At 71.5% G+C, this 13,328-nt stretch carries 12 protein-coding genes and 1 riboswitch; of the genes, 2 read left to right on the top strand and 10 right to left on the bottom strand.

Annotated elements, in window-relative coordinates; all coding sequences use genetic code 11:
• Nucleotides 1-218: 218 nt before the first annotated feature.
• The gene (locus tag OHA88_RS15145) at nt 219-995 is read left to right on the top strand and encodes a VOC family protein (protein WP_328625931.1); all 777 of its coding nucleotides are present in this window, start codon (nt 219-221) and stop codon (nt 993-995) included.
• 57 nt (nt 996-1,052) lie between these two features.
• Here OHA88_RS15145 and OHA88_RS15150 read toward each other — a convergent pair whose 3' ends face one another.
• The 6 genes from OHA88_RS15150 to OHA88_RS15175 form a co-directional block, all read right to left on the bottom strand.
• Complete coding sequence (locus OHA88_RS15150) at nt 1,053-1,472, bottom strand: SRPBCC family protein (RefSeq protein WP_328625932.1); 420 nt, start codon at nt 1,470-1,472, stop codon at nt 1,053-1,055.
• Nucleotides 1,469-1,792, bottom strand: a complete 324-nt coding sequence (locus OHA88_RS15155) for an ArsR/SmtB family transcription factor (protein ID WP_199919233.1) — start codon at nt 1,790-1,792, stop codon at nt 1,469-1,471. Before OHA88_RS15155 ends, OHA88_RS15150 begins: the two co-directional genes overlap by 4 nt.
• Before the next feature lie 84 nt (nt 1,793-1,876).
• Nucleotides 1,877-2,527 carry a thymidine kinase gene (locus OHA88_RS15160; protein WP_030974021.1) on the bottom strand — a complete coding sequence of 217 codons (651 nt, stop codon included), beginning with the start codon at nt 2,525-2,527 and terminating at the stop codon, nt 1,877-1,879.
• A 57-nt stretch (nt 2,528-2,584) separates the two neighbouring features.
• The gene (locus tag OHA88_RS15165) at nt 2,585-3,772 is read right to left on the bottom strand and encodes an alkaline phosphatase family protein (protein WP_328625933.1); all 1,188 of its coding nucleotides are present in this window, start codon (nt 3,770-3,772) and stop codon (nt 2,585-2,587) included.
• Complete coding sequence (locus OHA88_RS15170) at nt 3,772-4,380, bottom strand: DUF5998 family protein (protein ID WP_030927223.1); 609 nt, start codon at nt 4,378-4,380, stop codon at nt 3,772-3,774. The genes OHA88_RS15165 and OHA88_RS15170 overlap by 1 nt, the downstream gene beginning before the upstream one ends.
• A gap of 76 nt (nt 4,381-4,456) precedes the next feature.
• On the bottom strand, nt 4,457-7,384 hold the full coding sequence (locus OHA88_RS15175; protein WP_328625934.1) for a bifunctional acetate--CoA ligase family protein/GNAT family N-acetyltransferase: 2,928 nt from the start codon (nt 7,382-7,384) through the stop codon (nt 4,457-4,459).
• 174 nt (nt 7,385-7,558) lie between these two features.
• Here OHA88_RS15175 and OHA88_RS15180 point away from each other — a divergent pair, with 174 nt between their 5' ends.
• Entirely contained in the window at nt 7,559-7,840 is a 282-nt protein-coding gene (locus OHA88_RS15180; protein WP_267000938.1) for an HPr family phosphocarrier protein, read from the top strand.
• Nucleotides 7,841-8,045: 205 nt separating this feature from the next.
• Here OHA88_RS15180 and OHA88_RS15185 read toward each other — a convergent pair whose 3' ends face one another.
• From OHA88_RS15185 to OHA88_RS15200, 4 genes are all read right to left on the bottom strand, one after another.
• A complete protein-coding gene (locus OHA88_RS15185; RefSeq protein WP_326606137.1) occupies nt 8,046-8,774 on the bottom strand; it encodes a GntR family transcriptional regulator in 729 nt (242 codons plus the stop codon).
• A gap of 212 nt (nt 8,775-8,986) precedes the next feature.
• Nucleotides 8,987-9,805, bottom strand: coding sequence for a M23 family metallopeptidase (locus OHA88_RS15190; protein WP_328625935.1), 819 nt, complete (start codon nt 9,803-9,805; stop codon nt 8,987-8,989).
• 13 nt (nt 9,806-9,818) lie between these two features.
• Nucleotides 9,819-9,988: riboswitch (cyclic di-AMP (ydaO/yuaA leader) on the bottom strand.
• A 207-nt stretch (nt 9,989-10,195) separates the two neighbouring features.
• Nucleotides 10,196-11,578, bottom strand: coding sequence for a M16 family metallopeptidase (locus OHA88_RS15195; protein WP_328629697.1), 1,383 nt, complete (start codon nt 11,576-11,578; stop codon nt 10,196-10,198).
• A gap of 26 nt (nt 11,579-11,604) precedes the next feature.
• Nucleotides 11,605-12,984 carry a M16 family metallopeptidase gene (locus OHA88_RS15200; protein WP_328625936.1) on the bottom strand — a complete coding sequence of 460 codons (1,380 nt, stop codon included), beginning with the start codon at nt 12,982-12,984 and terminating at the stop codon, nt 11,605-11,607.
• Nucleotides 12,985-13,328: the final 344 nt, after the last annotated feature.

The raw sequence follows: 13,328 nt of genomic DNA on the forward strand, positions 1-13,328 counted from the left end.
CGCAGGAGGCGGCCCACCCGTAACAGCATCGAATCGGACACATCGCAATAAACCGGGCTTCCTCTGTCGACATACCGGAAAATGCGGCGCGGCCGGGACGCTTCGTGCGCCGGGTGGTGCAAGCATCTGCACGGGGCGCACACCTCTCGCACCGCCGGTCGGCGCGTCGGCCCCGTTCCCCCGTACGGCCACCACGATGGTCCGAGAAGAGAGTGACGATGACCGAGGCTGCCGCCCGGCGCACACCCGGAACACCTTGCTGGGTGAGCCTGATCGTGCACGGTCTGTGTACGACGCAGGAGTTCTACGCCGACCTGTTCGGCTGGGAGTTCGTGCCCGGCCCGGACCAGCTGGGCCCCTACGTCCGCGCGCTGATCGACGGGAAAGAGGTCGCGGGCATCGGACAGCTGCCGCCCGACCGGCACCTGCCGGTCGCCTGGACGACATACCTGGCCACCGACGACGCCGACGTGACGGCGGAGACGATCCGCTCCTGCGGGGGGACGGTCGGCGTCGGGCCGCTCGACGCGGCCGAAGCAGGCCGGATGGCCATCGTCTCCGACCCGAGCGGGGCCGTCTTCGGGATCTGGCAGGCCGCAGCGCACATCGGTACGGCGCTCGCGGGGGCTCCCGGAACCCCGGTCTGGAACGAGCTGGTGACCAGCGAGACCTCGACGGTCGCCAAGTTCTACCAGGCGGTCTTCGGATTCGAGCCGGAAGCGGTCGTCTCGGCCGACTTCGACTACCAGACGCTTCATCTGGACGGCCGCCCGGTGGCTTCGCTGCACGGCGTCGGCCGCGCGCTGCCGCGCGACCGGGGTCCGCACTGGATGACGTACTTCGAGGTCGCCGACACCGACGAGGCCGCCGCGCGGGTGGTGGACCTCGGCGGGCATGTGCTGCAGCCACCGCGGGAGGGATCGAGCGGCCGCGTGGCGACGGTCGCGGATCCGGAGGGCGCGGTCTTCACGATCGTGCGGTCGGCGGATCGCTGATCTCCCACCGCCGGTCGCCGCGCCGCCCGAGCCCCTTCCGTTCGTTCGTGCGGACCCTTACCGGTCCCCGGCGGCGAGCGCCGGTTCGATGCGCCGCAGGAGGCCCGGCCACCCCTCGCCCATGCCGTGGAACGCCGCTTTGCCCATAGGTGAGTCGAGGTCGAACCCGGCGTGTTCCAGGAACAGCCGGGTGCCCGTCCCCTCGGCCTGAAGCCGCCAGGTGATCGTGGTGTCCAGCGAATCGGGGGCGAAGCTGTAGCGCAGGAGGCGCTCGGGCTCGACAGCGAGCACCTCGCACGCCTGCTGCCCCCAGGGGCCCATGTCCAGGGTGAAGCGGTGCCCCACGACGGGCCGCACGTCACCGGCTGCCCACCACCGCGCGTGCAGTTCGGGTTCGGTCAGTGCCCGCCAGACCGCCGCCGGCGGATGGGCGATGAACTGGTCGCAATGAATGACGGACGGCTCTGCACCGGTCATCGGTTCTCCTCGTCGATCAGGTCGCTCAGCGCGCCCATCCGGGCCCGCCAGTAGCGTTCGAAGGGATGCAGCCACTCGACCGCCTCGGCCAGTGGGGCTGCTTCCAGGTGGTAGTAGCGGTACCGCCCCCGCGGTTCCTCACGCACCAGCCCCGCACCTCTGAGCACCGCCAGGTGCTCAGAGACCGCGGGCCTGCTCAGCTCGAACGCGCCGGCGAGATCCCCCGCCGCGCGTGGGCCGTCGCGGAGAGCTTCCAGGAGCGTGCGCCGCACGGGGTTGGCCAGAGCGCTGAACACATCTGCTGCCGCCATGCCCACCATGATGCGTCGGGAAACTCCGACACGTCAAGCGCACGCAGACGAGGCAGGCAGCGGGTGGCGGCTGTGCGGTCGGCAGGAGGCGGCTCAGCCCGGCGTGACCGGCAGAACGTCCGGCGACAGTGCGCCCGCGCGGGCCGTCGCGCTGGTCATCCTGCGCTGGTGGTGGCGCCTGCACAGCACCTCGTAACCCACCTCGCCCGCCAGCTGGTTGACATCCCCCACCACAACCTGCGCGCCTTCGACGACCATCTCGCCGCCCACCGTGCGAGCGTTGTGCGTGGCCCGTGCACCGCACCAGCAGAGCGCCTCGACCTGGAGGGTCTCGACCCGGTCGGCCAGCTCGATGAGGCGCTGGGACCCCGGGAACAACTTGGTCCGGAAGTCGGTGGTGATCCCGAACGCGAAAACGTCCAGGCCGAGGTCGTCGACGACCCGGGCGAGCTGGTCGATCTGTACGGGGGCGAGGAACTGGGCCTCGTCCACGATCACGTAGTCCGCCCGGCCGCCGCGGGTGATGTGGTCGACGAGGTGTGCGTACACATCCATGTCCTCATCGGCCTCGACGGCCTCCGTGACCAGCCCCAGCCGCGACGAGAGCTTGCCCTCCCCCGCCCGGTCGTCACGGGTGAAGATCACACCTTGCAGACCGCGGGCCGACCGGTTGTGGCCGATCTGCAGCGCCAGCGTGCTCTTTCCGCAGTCCATCGTTCCGGAGAAGAACACAAGCTCGGGCATGAGGGGTTGAGCACCTTTCGATTCGAATGGGGGGGTGGGGCGAGCAGGAAGAGCAGGTCAGGAACGCACTTCGAGGAGCGGGACGAGCTGTTCGACGGGGGTCATCGAGCCGTGCATGCCGACCATCGCGGACTCGTGCGGCTCCTGGACGGAGGCGGTGACCACGACGTCGTCGTGGGCGGCCGCGACCACATCGCCGATCCGGCCGTACACCCGCTCGTCGACCTGCGGGCCGAACCAGCCGGCCGCGATCGCCTCGTCCCGGCTCGCCACCCAGAACTGTTCGCCGAGCACCTCCTGCCAGACGGTCAGCACGTCGGCCTCGGCGCCCGGGACGGCGTACACATGACGGGCCCGGCCCTCGCCGCCGAGCAGGGCGACGCCCGCGCGCAGCTCCCAGTCCTCGTCGAAGTCGATCCGGGACTGTTCGTCGAACGGAATGTCGATCATGCCGTGGTCCGCGGTGACGTACAGGGCGGAGCGGGGCGGCAGTTGTTCGGCGAGGCGCTGCACCAGACCGTCCACATACATCAGCTGGCCGCGCCAGGCATCGGAGTCGATGCCGAAGCGGTGCCCCTTGCCGTCGATCTCGCTGTAGTACGTGTAGACCAGCGACCGGTCACCGGCGGCGAGCCGGTCCGCGGCCAGGTCCATCCGCTCCTCGCCGGTGAGCCTGCCGTGGAACGTGCCGCCGCTGAGCGCGATCTTGGTGAGCGGGGTGTGCTGGAAGGTCGGGGCGGAGACCTGCGCGGTCTGCACGCCCGCCTCGTCCGCGAGCCGGAAGACGGTGGGATACGGCTGCCAGACCTCCGGCGGGGTCCAGGGCTTCCAGCGGAGCTGGTTCATCAGCTCGCCGGTCTCCGGATTGCGGGCGGTGTAGCCGGGAAGACCGTGTGCGCCGGGCGGCAGCCCCGTACCGACCGAGGCGAGCGAGGTCGCCGTGGTCGCCGGGAAGCCCGCCGTGATCGGACGGCCGGTGCCGCCGCGCGAGGTGGGGAGCAGCGAGTGCAGATACGGGGCCTCGTCCGGATGGGACTTGATCTGCTCCCAGCCGAGACCGTCTATCAGGAAGACGCAGTTCCGGTCGGCGGGGGTGAGCTCGGGGATCGCCGCCGTGAAACCGGGCACGCCCTGTCCGGCGACGAGCGTCGGCAGCAGATCGGCGAGCGAGCCACTGCCGTACTCGGGGACGGGCGCCGTGTCGAGGGGGAGCAGAACGGGGTCCTGCCAGGCCGGCTGGGCCATCAGCGGCCGGTCGCTGCGGTCGCGGTCGCAGCCGCGGCCGTCGCCTCGGAGAGCGACTGGGCGAAGGCGAGGGTCTGGCGCACCGTGTCGGGGCCGTCGCCGGCCTCGCTGACACGCAGGCTCAGATCGTCGGCGGTGGAGCTGCCGGTGTAGCCGTGGTCCGCCTCGCAGTTGGGGTCGCCGCAGGCGGCCGGCTCCAGGTCGATCCGGGAGACCGCACCCCAGCCGATGGTGAGGACGACCTCGCGGGGCAGCGTCCCCGGCACGTACTTCTCGGGGTTGGCCACGACACGGCTGACCACGACCGACGAGATCCGGTCGAGCTTGACCGACTCGGTGGAGGTGGTGGCGTACGGCGACGGGGAGCTGGTGTCGGCGTTCTGCTCGTCGGTGTGGCTGACGATGAAACGGTTGTCGGTCAGAACCAGGACCGTGACATGCCTGCGCACCTCGTTGGAGTCGAAAGTGGTCTCCTGGTGCACCAGGTACGACGCGACCGGCTCACCGCCCACGGCGGCCTCCACCGCCTCGGCCACAAGGGCCGGGTAGTAGCCGCTGCGCTCGATCGCCGCGCGCAGCCCCTGGGTCGTCGTACCGGTCTTCGCCATACGCACCATCCTACGGGGGGTGGATGGCTGCCGGGGACGCTGCGCGAAAGGGCCAGGGGCGGGCCGGCCAGTGGCTTCAGTAGTTGGGGAGGCGGCGAGGGCCCAGGTCGGTGCGGGCGGGAGGCGGCGCCAGCCGGACGCTCGCACCGAGCACGGTCAGGCCCTGGGTGGCGACCACGACCGGTTCCAGTGCGACGGAGACCACCTCGGGGTGGTCGTCGACGAGCCGGGACACCCGCAGCAGCAGCTCTTCGAGCGCCGCTGTGTCGACGGGCGCCGAGCCGCGCCAGCCGAAGAGGACCGGGGCCGCCCGAATGGACCGGATGAGCTCGGCGGCGTCGCGGTCGGTGGCCGGAACGAGGCGGTGGGCGGTGTCGCCGAGGAGCTCGGAGGGCGCGCCGGCCAGCCCGAAGGAGAGGACGGCACCCGCGGCCGGGTCGATCGTGGCCCGTACGACGGTGTCCACGCCGCGCGGTGCCATGGACTGGACGACGGGCTGGAGCTCGGTGGGCTTGCCGAGCAGGTCGGTCAGCTCGCCGTAGGCCCGGCGCAGCGCGGTCTCGTTGGCAACGTCCAGCCGGACGCCGCCGAGGTCGGCGCGGTGACGCAGATGCGGTGCGGTGGTCTTGAGCGCGACCGGATAGCCGAGCCGGGCCGCCGCAGCGACGGCGGCGTCCGGGTCGGGGGCCGGGAGCGTCGGTCGTACGGTGATCCCGTAGCGGCCCAGCAGTTCGCACGCCTCGTCGTGACTGAGCGGGCGGCCGCGCGGGTCGGGGTCGGGCCCGAGGAGCGCGTCGATACGCGCGGCGGCGCCGGCCTCGTCGATGGTGTCGTCGAGGAACTCGGGCACCTTCCCCGGCACGGCGGCCTGCCGCCGCCACTGGGCGTACTTCACGGCCTCGGCCAGAGCCCGCACGGCACGCTCGGCGGCGGGGTAGGCGGGGATGCGGCCGAGGATGGGGACGGCGGGGGTGTCGCCCGGGCCCGTGCCGGACCGCTGCTGCGTGAGCTGGTCGCCGGGCGCGGTCGGCGGCGCGGCGTGGGCGGTGGGCGGGACGGCTCGATCGGCCGGCGCAGCCGAAGCGTCCGGGGCAGCCGGCGCGGATGCACGCACCACCCGTGGCACCGCGGCCGTGCTCGTGGCGGCGGCGAGCGCCTCGGCCAGGCCGCCGATCTCCACATGGACGACGGCCACCGGCTTGGCCGGGCCCGTGGCCGCGGCGGTGCGCAAGGCGGCTGCCAGGACCTCACCGTCACCCGATTCCGCTTCGCCGTTCTCCCCCACCCAGGGGATCGCCGTCACGACCACCGCGTCACAGGTCCTGTCGGCGAGGGCCTCGGCCAGCGCGTCCCGGAAGTCCTGCGGGGTGGCCGCCGTGGTGAGGTCGCGGGGCGGGCGCGGGCGCAGCCCCTCGGCGAGGCAGGCGTCGTACGTGAGGAGGCCGAGGGACTCGGAGTTGCCGAGAATCGCGACCCGCGGGCCTTCCGGGAGGGGCTGGTCGGCGAGGAGCAGGCCCGCGTCGACCATCTCCGTCACCGTGTCGACGCGGATCACGCCCGCCTGCCGCATGAGCGCGGAGACCGTCGCGTCCGGGATCCGGCTGATCGGTACCGCATGGCCCGGTGGGGTGCTGCCGCTGTGCCGGGCGCCCTTCACCACGACCACAGGCTTCACCGCCGCGGTGCGTCGGGCGAGGCGGGTGAACTTGCGCGGGTTGCCGAGCGATTCGAGGTACAGCAGGGCGACGTCGGTGTCCGGGTCCTCGTACCAGTACTGCAGGAAGTCGTTGCCCGAGATGTCGGCGCGATTGCCCGCGGAGATGAACGTGGACAGGCCCGCGCCGCGCCGGTAGAGCCCGGAGAGCAGCGCGATGCCGATGGCGCCGGACTGCGTGAACAGGCCGATGCGTCCGGGCGCCGGCGATTCGGGGGCGAGGGAGGCGTTCAGCCGTACGGCGTCGGAGTTGTTGATGACGCCGAAGGCGTTCGGGCCGATGATGCGCATGCCGTACGAGCGGGCCTGGCGCACCAGTTCGCGCTGCCGCTCCCTGCCTTCGGCCCCCCACTCGGCGTATCCGGCGGAGAGGACGACGAGGCCCTGGACGCCGTGCTCGCCGCAGTCGGTGACGGCCTCCGGGACCCGGTCGGCGGGCACGGCGACGACCGCGAGGTCGACCGGTTCGCCGATCTCGCCGATGGAGCGGTGGGCGGGGACACCGTCGATCGTGGCCTGGTCCGCGGCGAACGCGCTGTTCACCGCGTACGCGCGGCCGGTGAATCCGGCGGCGAGGAGGTTGCGCAGGACCGTGCGGCCCACCCCGCCGGGGTTGCGGCCGGTGCCGACGACGGCGACGGAACCCGGCGCGATCAGCCGCTGCACCGACCGCGCCTCGGCCCGCTGCTCACGGGCGCGCTGGACGGCGAGGGACTCGGCGGTCGGTTCGAGGTCGAGGGTGAGGTGGACGGCGCCGTCCTCGAAGCTGCGCTGCTGGGTGTATCCGGCGTCCCGGAACACCTTGATCATCTTGTTGTTGGCGGGCAGCACCTCGGCGGCGAAGCGCCGGATGCCGCGCTCGCGGGCCACTGCGGCGATGTGTTCCAGCAGCGCCGACGCCACGCCGCGGCCCTGGTGGGCGTCCTGGACGAGGAAGGCGACCTCGGCCTCGTCGGCGGGGGCGGAGGCGGGCCGGCCGGTCGCGTCGATCCGGTCGTAGCGGACGGTGGCGATGAACTCGCCGCCGATCGTGACGGCGAGACCCACCCGGTCGACGTAGTCGTGATGGGTGAAGCGGTGCACGTCCTTGGCGGAGAGCCGCGGATAGGGGGCGAAGAACCGGTAGTACTTCGACTCGTCAGAAACCTGCTCGTAGAAGCTGACCAGTCGCTCGGCGTCGTCCGTGGTGATGGGCCTGATCCGGGCCGTGCCACCGTCGCGGAGCACCACGTCCGCTTCCCAGTGGTCGGGGTACGCGTGATGCGGACTCTGCTCCGGCGTGGGCTGCATGGGCAAAGCCTACGGCTCGGTCAGCGGTCGCGTACGGCTCGGGGCCGGGGCAGTCTGAGAGGGCCGATCGGCCTTGCGGCACGGGCTGCGGCACCGGGTCGCTGGTCGGCCGGAACATCGCGCACCACATGAGAGACTGGTCTAGACAACCATTGATTCGTGAAGGGCAGAACCATGGCTGAGCGCCGCGTCAATGTCGGTTGGACCGAGGGCCTGCACGCCCGCCCCGCTTCCATCTTCGTCCGTGCCGCCACGGCGTCGGGCGTCCCCGTGACGATCTCCAAGGCCGACGGCAGCCCGGTGAACGCCGCTTCCATGCTCGCGGTGCTCGGCCTCGGCGCGCAGGGCGGCGAGGAGATCGTGCTCTCGTCCGCGGCGGACGACTCCGAGGCGGCGCTCGACCGACTGGCGAGGCTGGTCGAGGAGGGGCTCGACGAGCTCCCGGAGACCGTCTGATTCCGGACTTCCCCGGACCGTTCCAGCCGGACGTATTTCTGCGGCAGAGCCGCGGCACCTTTGACCGGGGCCGCGGCTCTTTCGTTTTCGCGAACCATACCGATCCCCGGGCGCACTTCAGTCAGCTTCCGCGGTTTCCGGAGTTAATTCGGGCAGCCGAAACAAAGCCCAGCCGAATTACATCTCTTTGTATACGGCGCATGTGTTAATGACGGCCGCTCGCGGTGTTTACGGCATGTTGCGAAGTTCTCACCCGGCCGGGCCGCGGCGGGGCGGACTCACGGCCCGGGGTGCGGTCCGGGCTGCGGTCCGCACGCCGCAGCCGGTGCGCGGCGGTGGCGCGCTCGGCGTGCTGCGCGGCCAGCGCTCTGGCCCGTTCCGCGTCACCGCGCGCGACTGCGTCCACGATGGCCCCGTGCTCGGCCCAGGAATCGGTGGGGCGGGCCGGCTGCTCGACCGCGTACATCCAGGCGATCTTGTGCCGGAGCTGGGTGAGCAGCGCGATGAGGCCGGGGCTGCCGGAGGCCTGGGCGAGCGTCTCGTGGAACCAGCCGCCCAGCGAGCGCAGATCCTCGCCCTCGCCCCGCCTGGCCCGCTCCTGCCCCAGCCTGACCAGGCCGCGGAGGACTTTGAGGTGTGCCTCGGTGCGGCGCTGCGCGGCGCGGGCCGCACCCAGCGGCTCCAGCAGCATCCGGACCTCCAGCAGGTCGGCGGCCTCCTGCTCGGTGGGCTCGGCGACACAGGCTCCGGCGTGCCGGCGGGTGACCACGAAACCCTCGGACTCCAGGGTGCGCAGCGCTTCCCGTACCGGGACACGGGACACCCCGTAACGACGTGCGAGCAGTTCCTCGGTGAGTCTGCTGCCGCGTTCGAAGACACCGGAGACGATGTCGTCACGGATTGCCGTGCATACCGAATGCGCCGGAATGCGCATGTCCGAACCTCCGCCTTAATCCCCGCGAAACGCGGCCGATCGACGCCTGTTCTGTGACTCTATTGCAATGCGGCTGCATTTCCGACGCCGAGTCGAAATCCATGAATATCTTTTGGTCCGAAGACGGTTCGGCAAGCGCCTCCGGCGGGGGCCGGTCCGGGTACGCCGAAGGCCCCGGCGGGAAGCCGGGGCCTTCTGGGGTGCTGCGTCGGTCAGACGTTGACGCCGTGGGCGCGCAGATACGCGACGGGGTCCATGTCGGAGCCGTACGAAGGCGTGGTCCGGGCCTCGAAGTGGAGGTGCGGTCCGGTGGAGTTGCCGGTCGAGCCGGAGAAACCGATGCGCTGGCCCGCGCCGACGCTCTGGCCGACCGACACGCCGATCGACGAGAGGTGACCGTACTGGGTGTACGTGCCGTCCGTCATCCGGAGCACGATGTTGTTGCCGTACGCGCCGCCCCAGCCGGCCTCGACGACCGTGCCGGCGCCGACGGCGACGACGGAGCTGCCGGAGGGGGCGTGGAAGTCGATGCCCGAGTGGCGGCCGGAGGACCAGAGGGAGCCGCTGGACTTGTAGCCGGTGGTGACGTACGAACCGGCGATCGGGAGCTGGAAGGCTCCGAGGCGGGTGCGCTCGGCGGAACGGGCGGCGCGCGCCTTCGCCTCGCGGGCCGCCTTGGCGCGGGCTTCGGCCTTGGCCTCGGCTGCCGCCTTGGCGTTCGCTTCGGCCTTCGCCTTGGCAGCGGCCTTGGCCTGGGCGGCCGCCTTCGCCTTGGCGGCGATCTCGGCCTGGCGCTTCTGCACGTCGGCCTGGGTGGCCACCTGCTCGGCGAGGGTGCCCTCGATGGCGATGACCTGGTTCAGGCCGGTCTCGCTGACGGAGGGGGCTTCGGTACCGGCGGCGAGCGCCGGAGAGGCCAGCCCACCGATGACGCCGGTGGTGGCCAGAGCTGCGATGCCGGCTATCTGCGCGCTCTTGCGCGTCAGACGGTTCGGGGCACGGTGCTTCCCGGTGGGGCGGGTGAACGCCATGAGGTGGCTGGTCCTTTCCTTCCTTCTCGCCTACCGGGTTAGCTGACGGGTTCGGAGCAGGAAGGTCTCCTACGGATCCGCGAGCCCCACAAGAGGCGCGCAGGCATCCGATTCACCCCAGGGACTGCGTGGGTCCCCGGCTCCCCAGGCTCGCGCCTGACGGGGACTCGGCGATAGCTGCCCGGCGCCGCGGATGCGGCATACGGGTGACGGACAGCGCTGCCGACGCTAAGCGGGGGGACTTTCATTCACCAAACGGACAGGGCGTTTTGTAGCGCATCCCACAGGGCACACGGGCATCTATCCGACAAATCAGACAAAAGGGAAGACCCCGGCGAGAAGCCACTCGCAGGGGTCTCCCTCTGTCCCGATATGCGGTTATTTGATACGTCAGCCGGTAACGACCGACACCTCTCCGATGCCCAGCGCCCGGACCGGCTCCTCGATCTGCGCGGCGTCGCCGACGAGGATCGTGACCAGACGGTCCACCGGGAAGGCGCTGACCACCGCCGCGGTCGCCTCGACCGTGCCGGTCTCGGCGAGGCGGGCGTACAGCTGCGCCTGGTAGTCGTCCGGGAGGTGCTGCTCGACCTGGTCGGCGAGCGTGCCCGCGACCGAGGCCGCCGTCTCGAACTTCAGCGGGGCGACACCCACGAGGTTCTGCACGGCCGTCTCGCGCTCGGCGTCGGTCAGGCCCTCGGCCGCCAGCGTCCGCAGGACCGTCCACAGGTCGCCGAGCGCCGGTCCGGTGGATTCCGTGTCCACCGAGCCGCTGATGGCCAGCATCGCGGCGCCCGTCGCCCCGGAGGCGGAGTCCGGCGCCGACGACCGCAGGACCTGCGCGAAGGCCCGTACGCCGTAGGTGTAGCCCTTCTCCTCGCGCAGCACCCGGTCCAGCCGGGAGGTGAGCGTGCCGCCCAGGCAGTACGTGCCGAGGACCTGGGCCGGCCACACGCTGTCGTGCCGGTCGGCTCCGATGCGGCCGATCAGCAACTGGGTCTGCACGGCTCCTGGACGGTCGACGATGACCACTCGGCCGGTGTCGTCGGCGGTGATCGGCGGGACCGGCCGGGACTCGGCGCTGTTCCCGGACCAGTCGCCGACGGTGTCGGCGAGCAACGCCTCCAGGTCGATGCCCGTGAGATCACCGACGACCACGGCGGTCGCGGTGGAGGGGCGGACATGGGCCTCGTAGAAGCTGCGGACGGCCGCGGAGTCGATCCGCTCCACCGTCTCCTCGGTGCCCTGGCGCGGGCGCGACATCCGCGCGGTGGCCGGGAAGAGCTCCTTGGAGAGCTGCTTGGCGGCGCGGCGGGCCGGGTTGGCCTGCTCGTGCGGGATCTCGTCGAGCCGGTTGCGTACCAGCCGCTCGATCTCGCTGTCGGAGAACGCGGGTGCCCGCAGCGCCTCGGCGACCAGACCGAGCGCCTTGGCCAGCCGGGAGGCCGGGACCTCGAGGGAGACCCGGACGCCGGGGTGGTCGGCGTGCGCGTCGAGGGTGGCCCCGCAGCGCTCCAGCTCGGCTGCGAACTCCTCCGCGGAGTGCTTGTCGGTGCCCTCGGACAGCGCCCGCGCCATGATCGTGGCCACGCCGTCGAGGCCCTCGGGCTCGGCGTCCAGCGGGGCGTCGAGGTAGATCTCGACCGCGACGACCTGCTGGCCGGGGCGGTGGCAGCGCAGCACCGTGAGCCCGTTGGGCAGGGCGCCGCGCTCGGGGGCGGGGAAGGCCCAGGGCCTGGCCGTGCCCGCGGTCGGCTGCGGGTGGTACTCCATCGATACTCCAGTCGCGGCAGCGTCGGTCACTTGTCCGCCCCTTCGTGCGCGTCGGTGTCGGCGTCCGTCTCGTCGGCGGCCGCCCCATCGGTGGACTCGGCCGGCTCGACCGGCTCGTAGACGAGCACCGCCCGGTTGTCGGGGTGAAGCTGGGCCCTGGCGGCCGCCTGGACCTCTTCCGCGGTGACGTCGAGCACCCGCTGGACGGCGGTCAGGGCGAGCTGCGGGTCACCGAACAGCACGGCGAACCGGCACAGTTCGTCGGCGCGGCCCGCCACCGTACCGAGCCGGTCCAGCCACTCGCGCTCCAACTGGGCCTGGGCGCGCTCCATTTCCTCGGGCGTCGGACCCTCGGCCGCGAACCGGGCCAGCTCCTCGTCGACCGCGGTCTCGATCTGCGCCACCTCGACCCCGCCGGACGTCTTCACGTCCAGCCAGCCGAGCGAGGGCGCACCGGCGAGCCGCAGCAGTCCGAATCCGGCCGCCACGGCCGTCCGGTCGCGGCGGACCAGGCGGTTGTGCAGCCGGGAGGACTCGCCACCGCCCAGCACGGTCAGCGCGAGGTCGGCGGCGTCGCACTCCCGGGTGCCGTCGTGCGGCAGCCGGTAGGCGGCCATCAGCGCCCGCGCCGGGACCTCCTCACGGACCTCTTCACGCAGCTGCTCGCCGATGGTCTCGGGGAGCGCGCCGTCGCGCGGCGGCTGCTTGCCGTCGTGGGACGGGATGGAGCCGAAGTACTTCTCGATCCAGGCGAGCGTCTGCTCGGAGTCGATGTCACCGACCACGGACAGCACCGCGTTGTTGGGCGCGTAGTACGTACGGAAGAAGGTGCGTGCGTCGTCGAGCGTCGCTGCGTCCAGGTCGGCCATCGAGCCGATCGGGGTGTGGTGGTACGGGTGGCCCTCCGGGTAGACGAGAGCGGTCAGCTTCTCGAACGCCGTGCCGTACGGCACGTTGTCGTAGCGCTGACGGCGCTCGTTCTTGACGACGTCCCGCTGGTTCTCCATGGACTCGTCGTCGAGCGCGGCGAGCAGTGAGCCCATCCGGTCGGCCTCGAGCCACAGGGCCAGCTCCAGCTGGTGCGTGGGCATCGTCTCGAAGTAGTTGGTCCGTTCGAAGCTGGTGGTCCCGTTGAGGGAGCCGCCGGCCCCCTGCACCAGTTCGAAGTGTCCGTTCCCCTTGACCTGTCCGGAGCCCTGGAACATCAGGTGCTCGAAGAGATGCGCCAGACCCGTGCGCCCCTTGACCTCGTGGCGCGAACCGACGTCGTACCAGAGGCACACCGCGGCGACCGGGGTCAGATGGTCCTCGGAGAGCACCACGCGCAGGCCGTTGGCCAGACGGTGCTCGGTCGCTGTCAAGCCGCCGGAGCCGGCCTGGGCTGTGGCCGTGTGACCCATGGGCATGTACGTCCCTTCGATCGCGATACTGGATTTCCTGCGAGACCTGCCACTGTAAGCAAGCGGACGGACACCTGGCGAAGTTCCCGTGCCGTGGAAGTTCGCGTGAAAGAGCGCCGGACGGCCCCTGAGGGCTGTCCCGTAATCCCTGGCGGCCGGACGACGACAGCTACGGCACCTCGCCGCGTTGCCGGAACGCCCGAATACGACCGGTATGAGGATGCCCTTCCGCCTTCCGATGCACCGCATCCGACGCCGCGCACTGATCCACCAGGGATTACGGGACAGCCCTTAGAGACGGGTCGAGGTCGGGGTTGTCAGTGCGGCGGTCCACAATGGTCCGCGTCAGA

It is taken from the genome of Streptomyces sp. NBC_00353 (assembly GCF_036108815.1).
Taxonomy (GTDB): Bacteria; Actinomycetota; Actinomycetes; order Streptomycetales; family Streptomycetaceae; genus Streptomyces.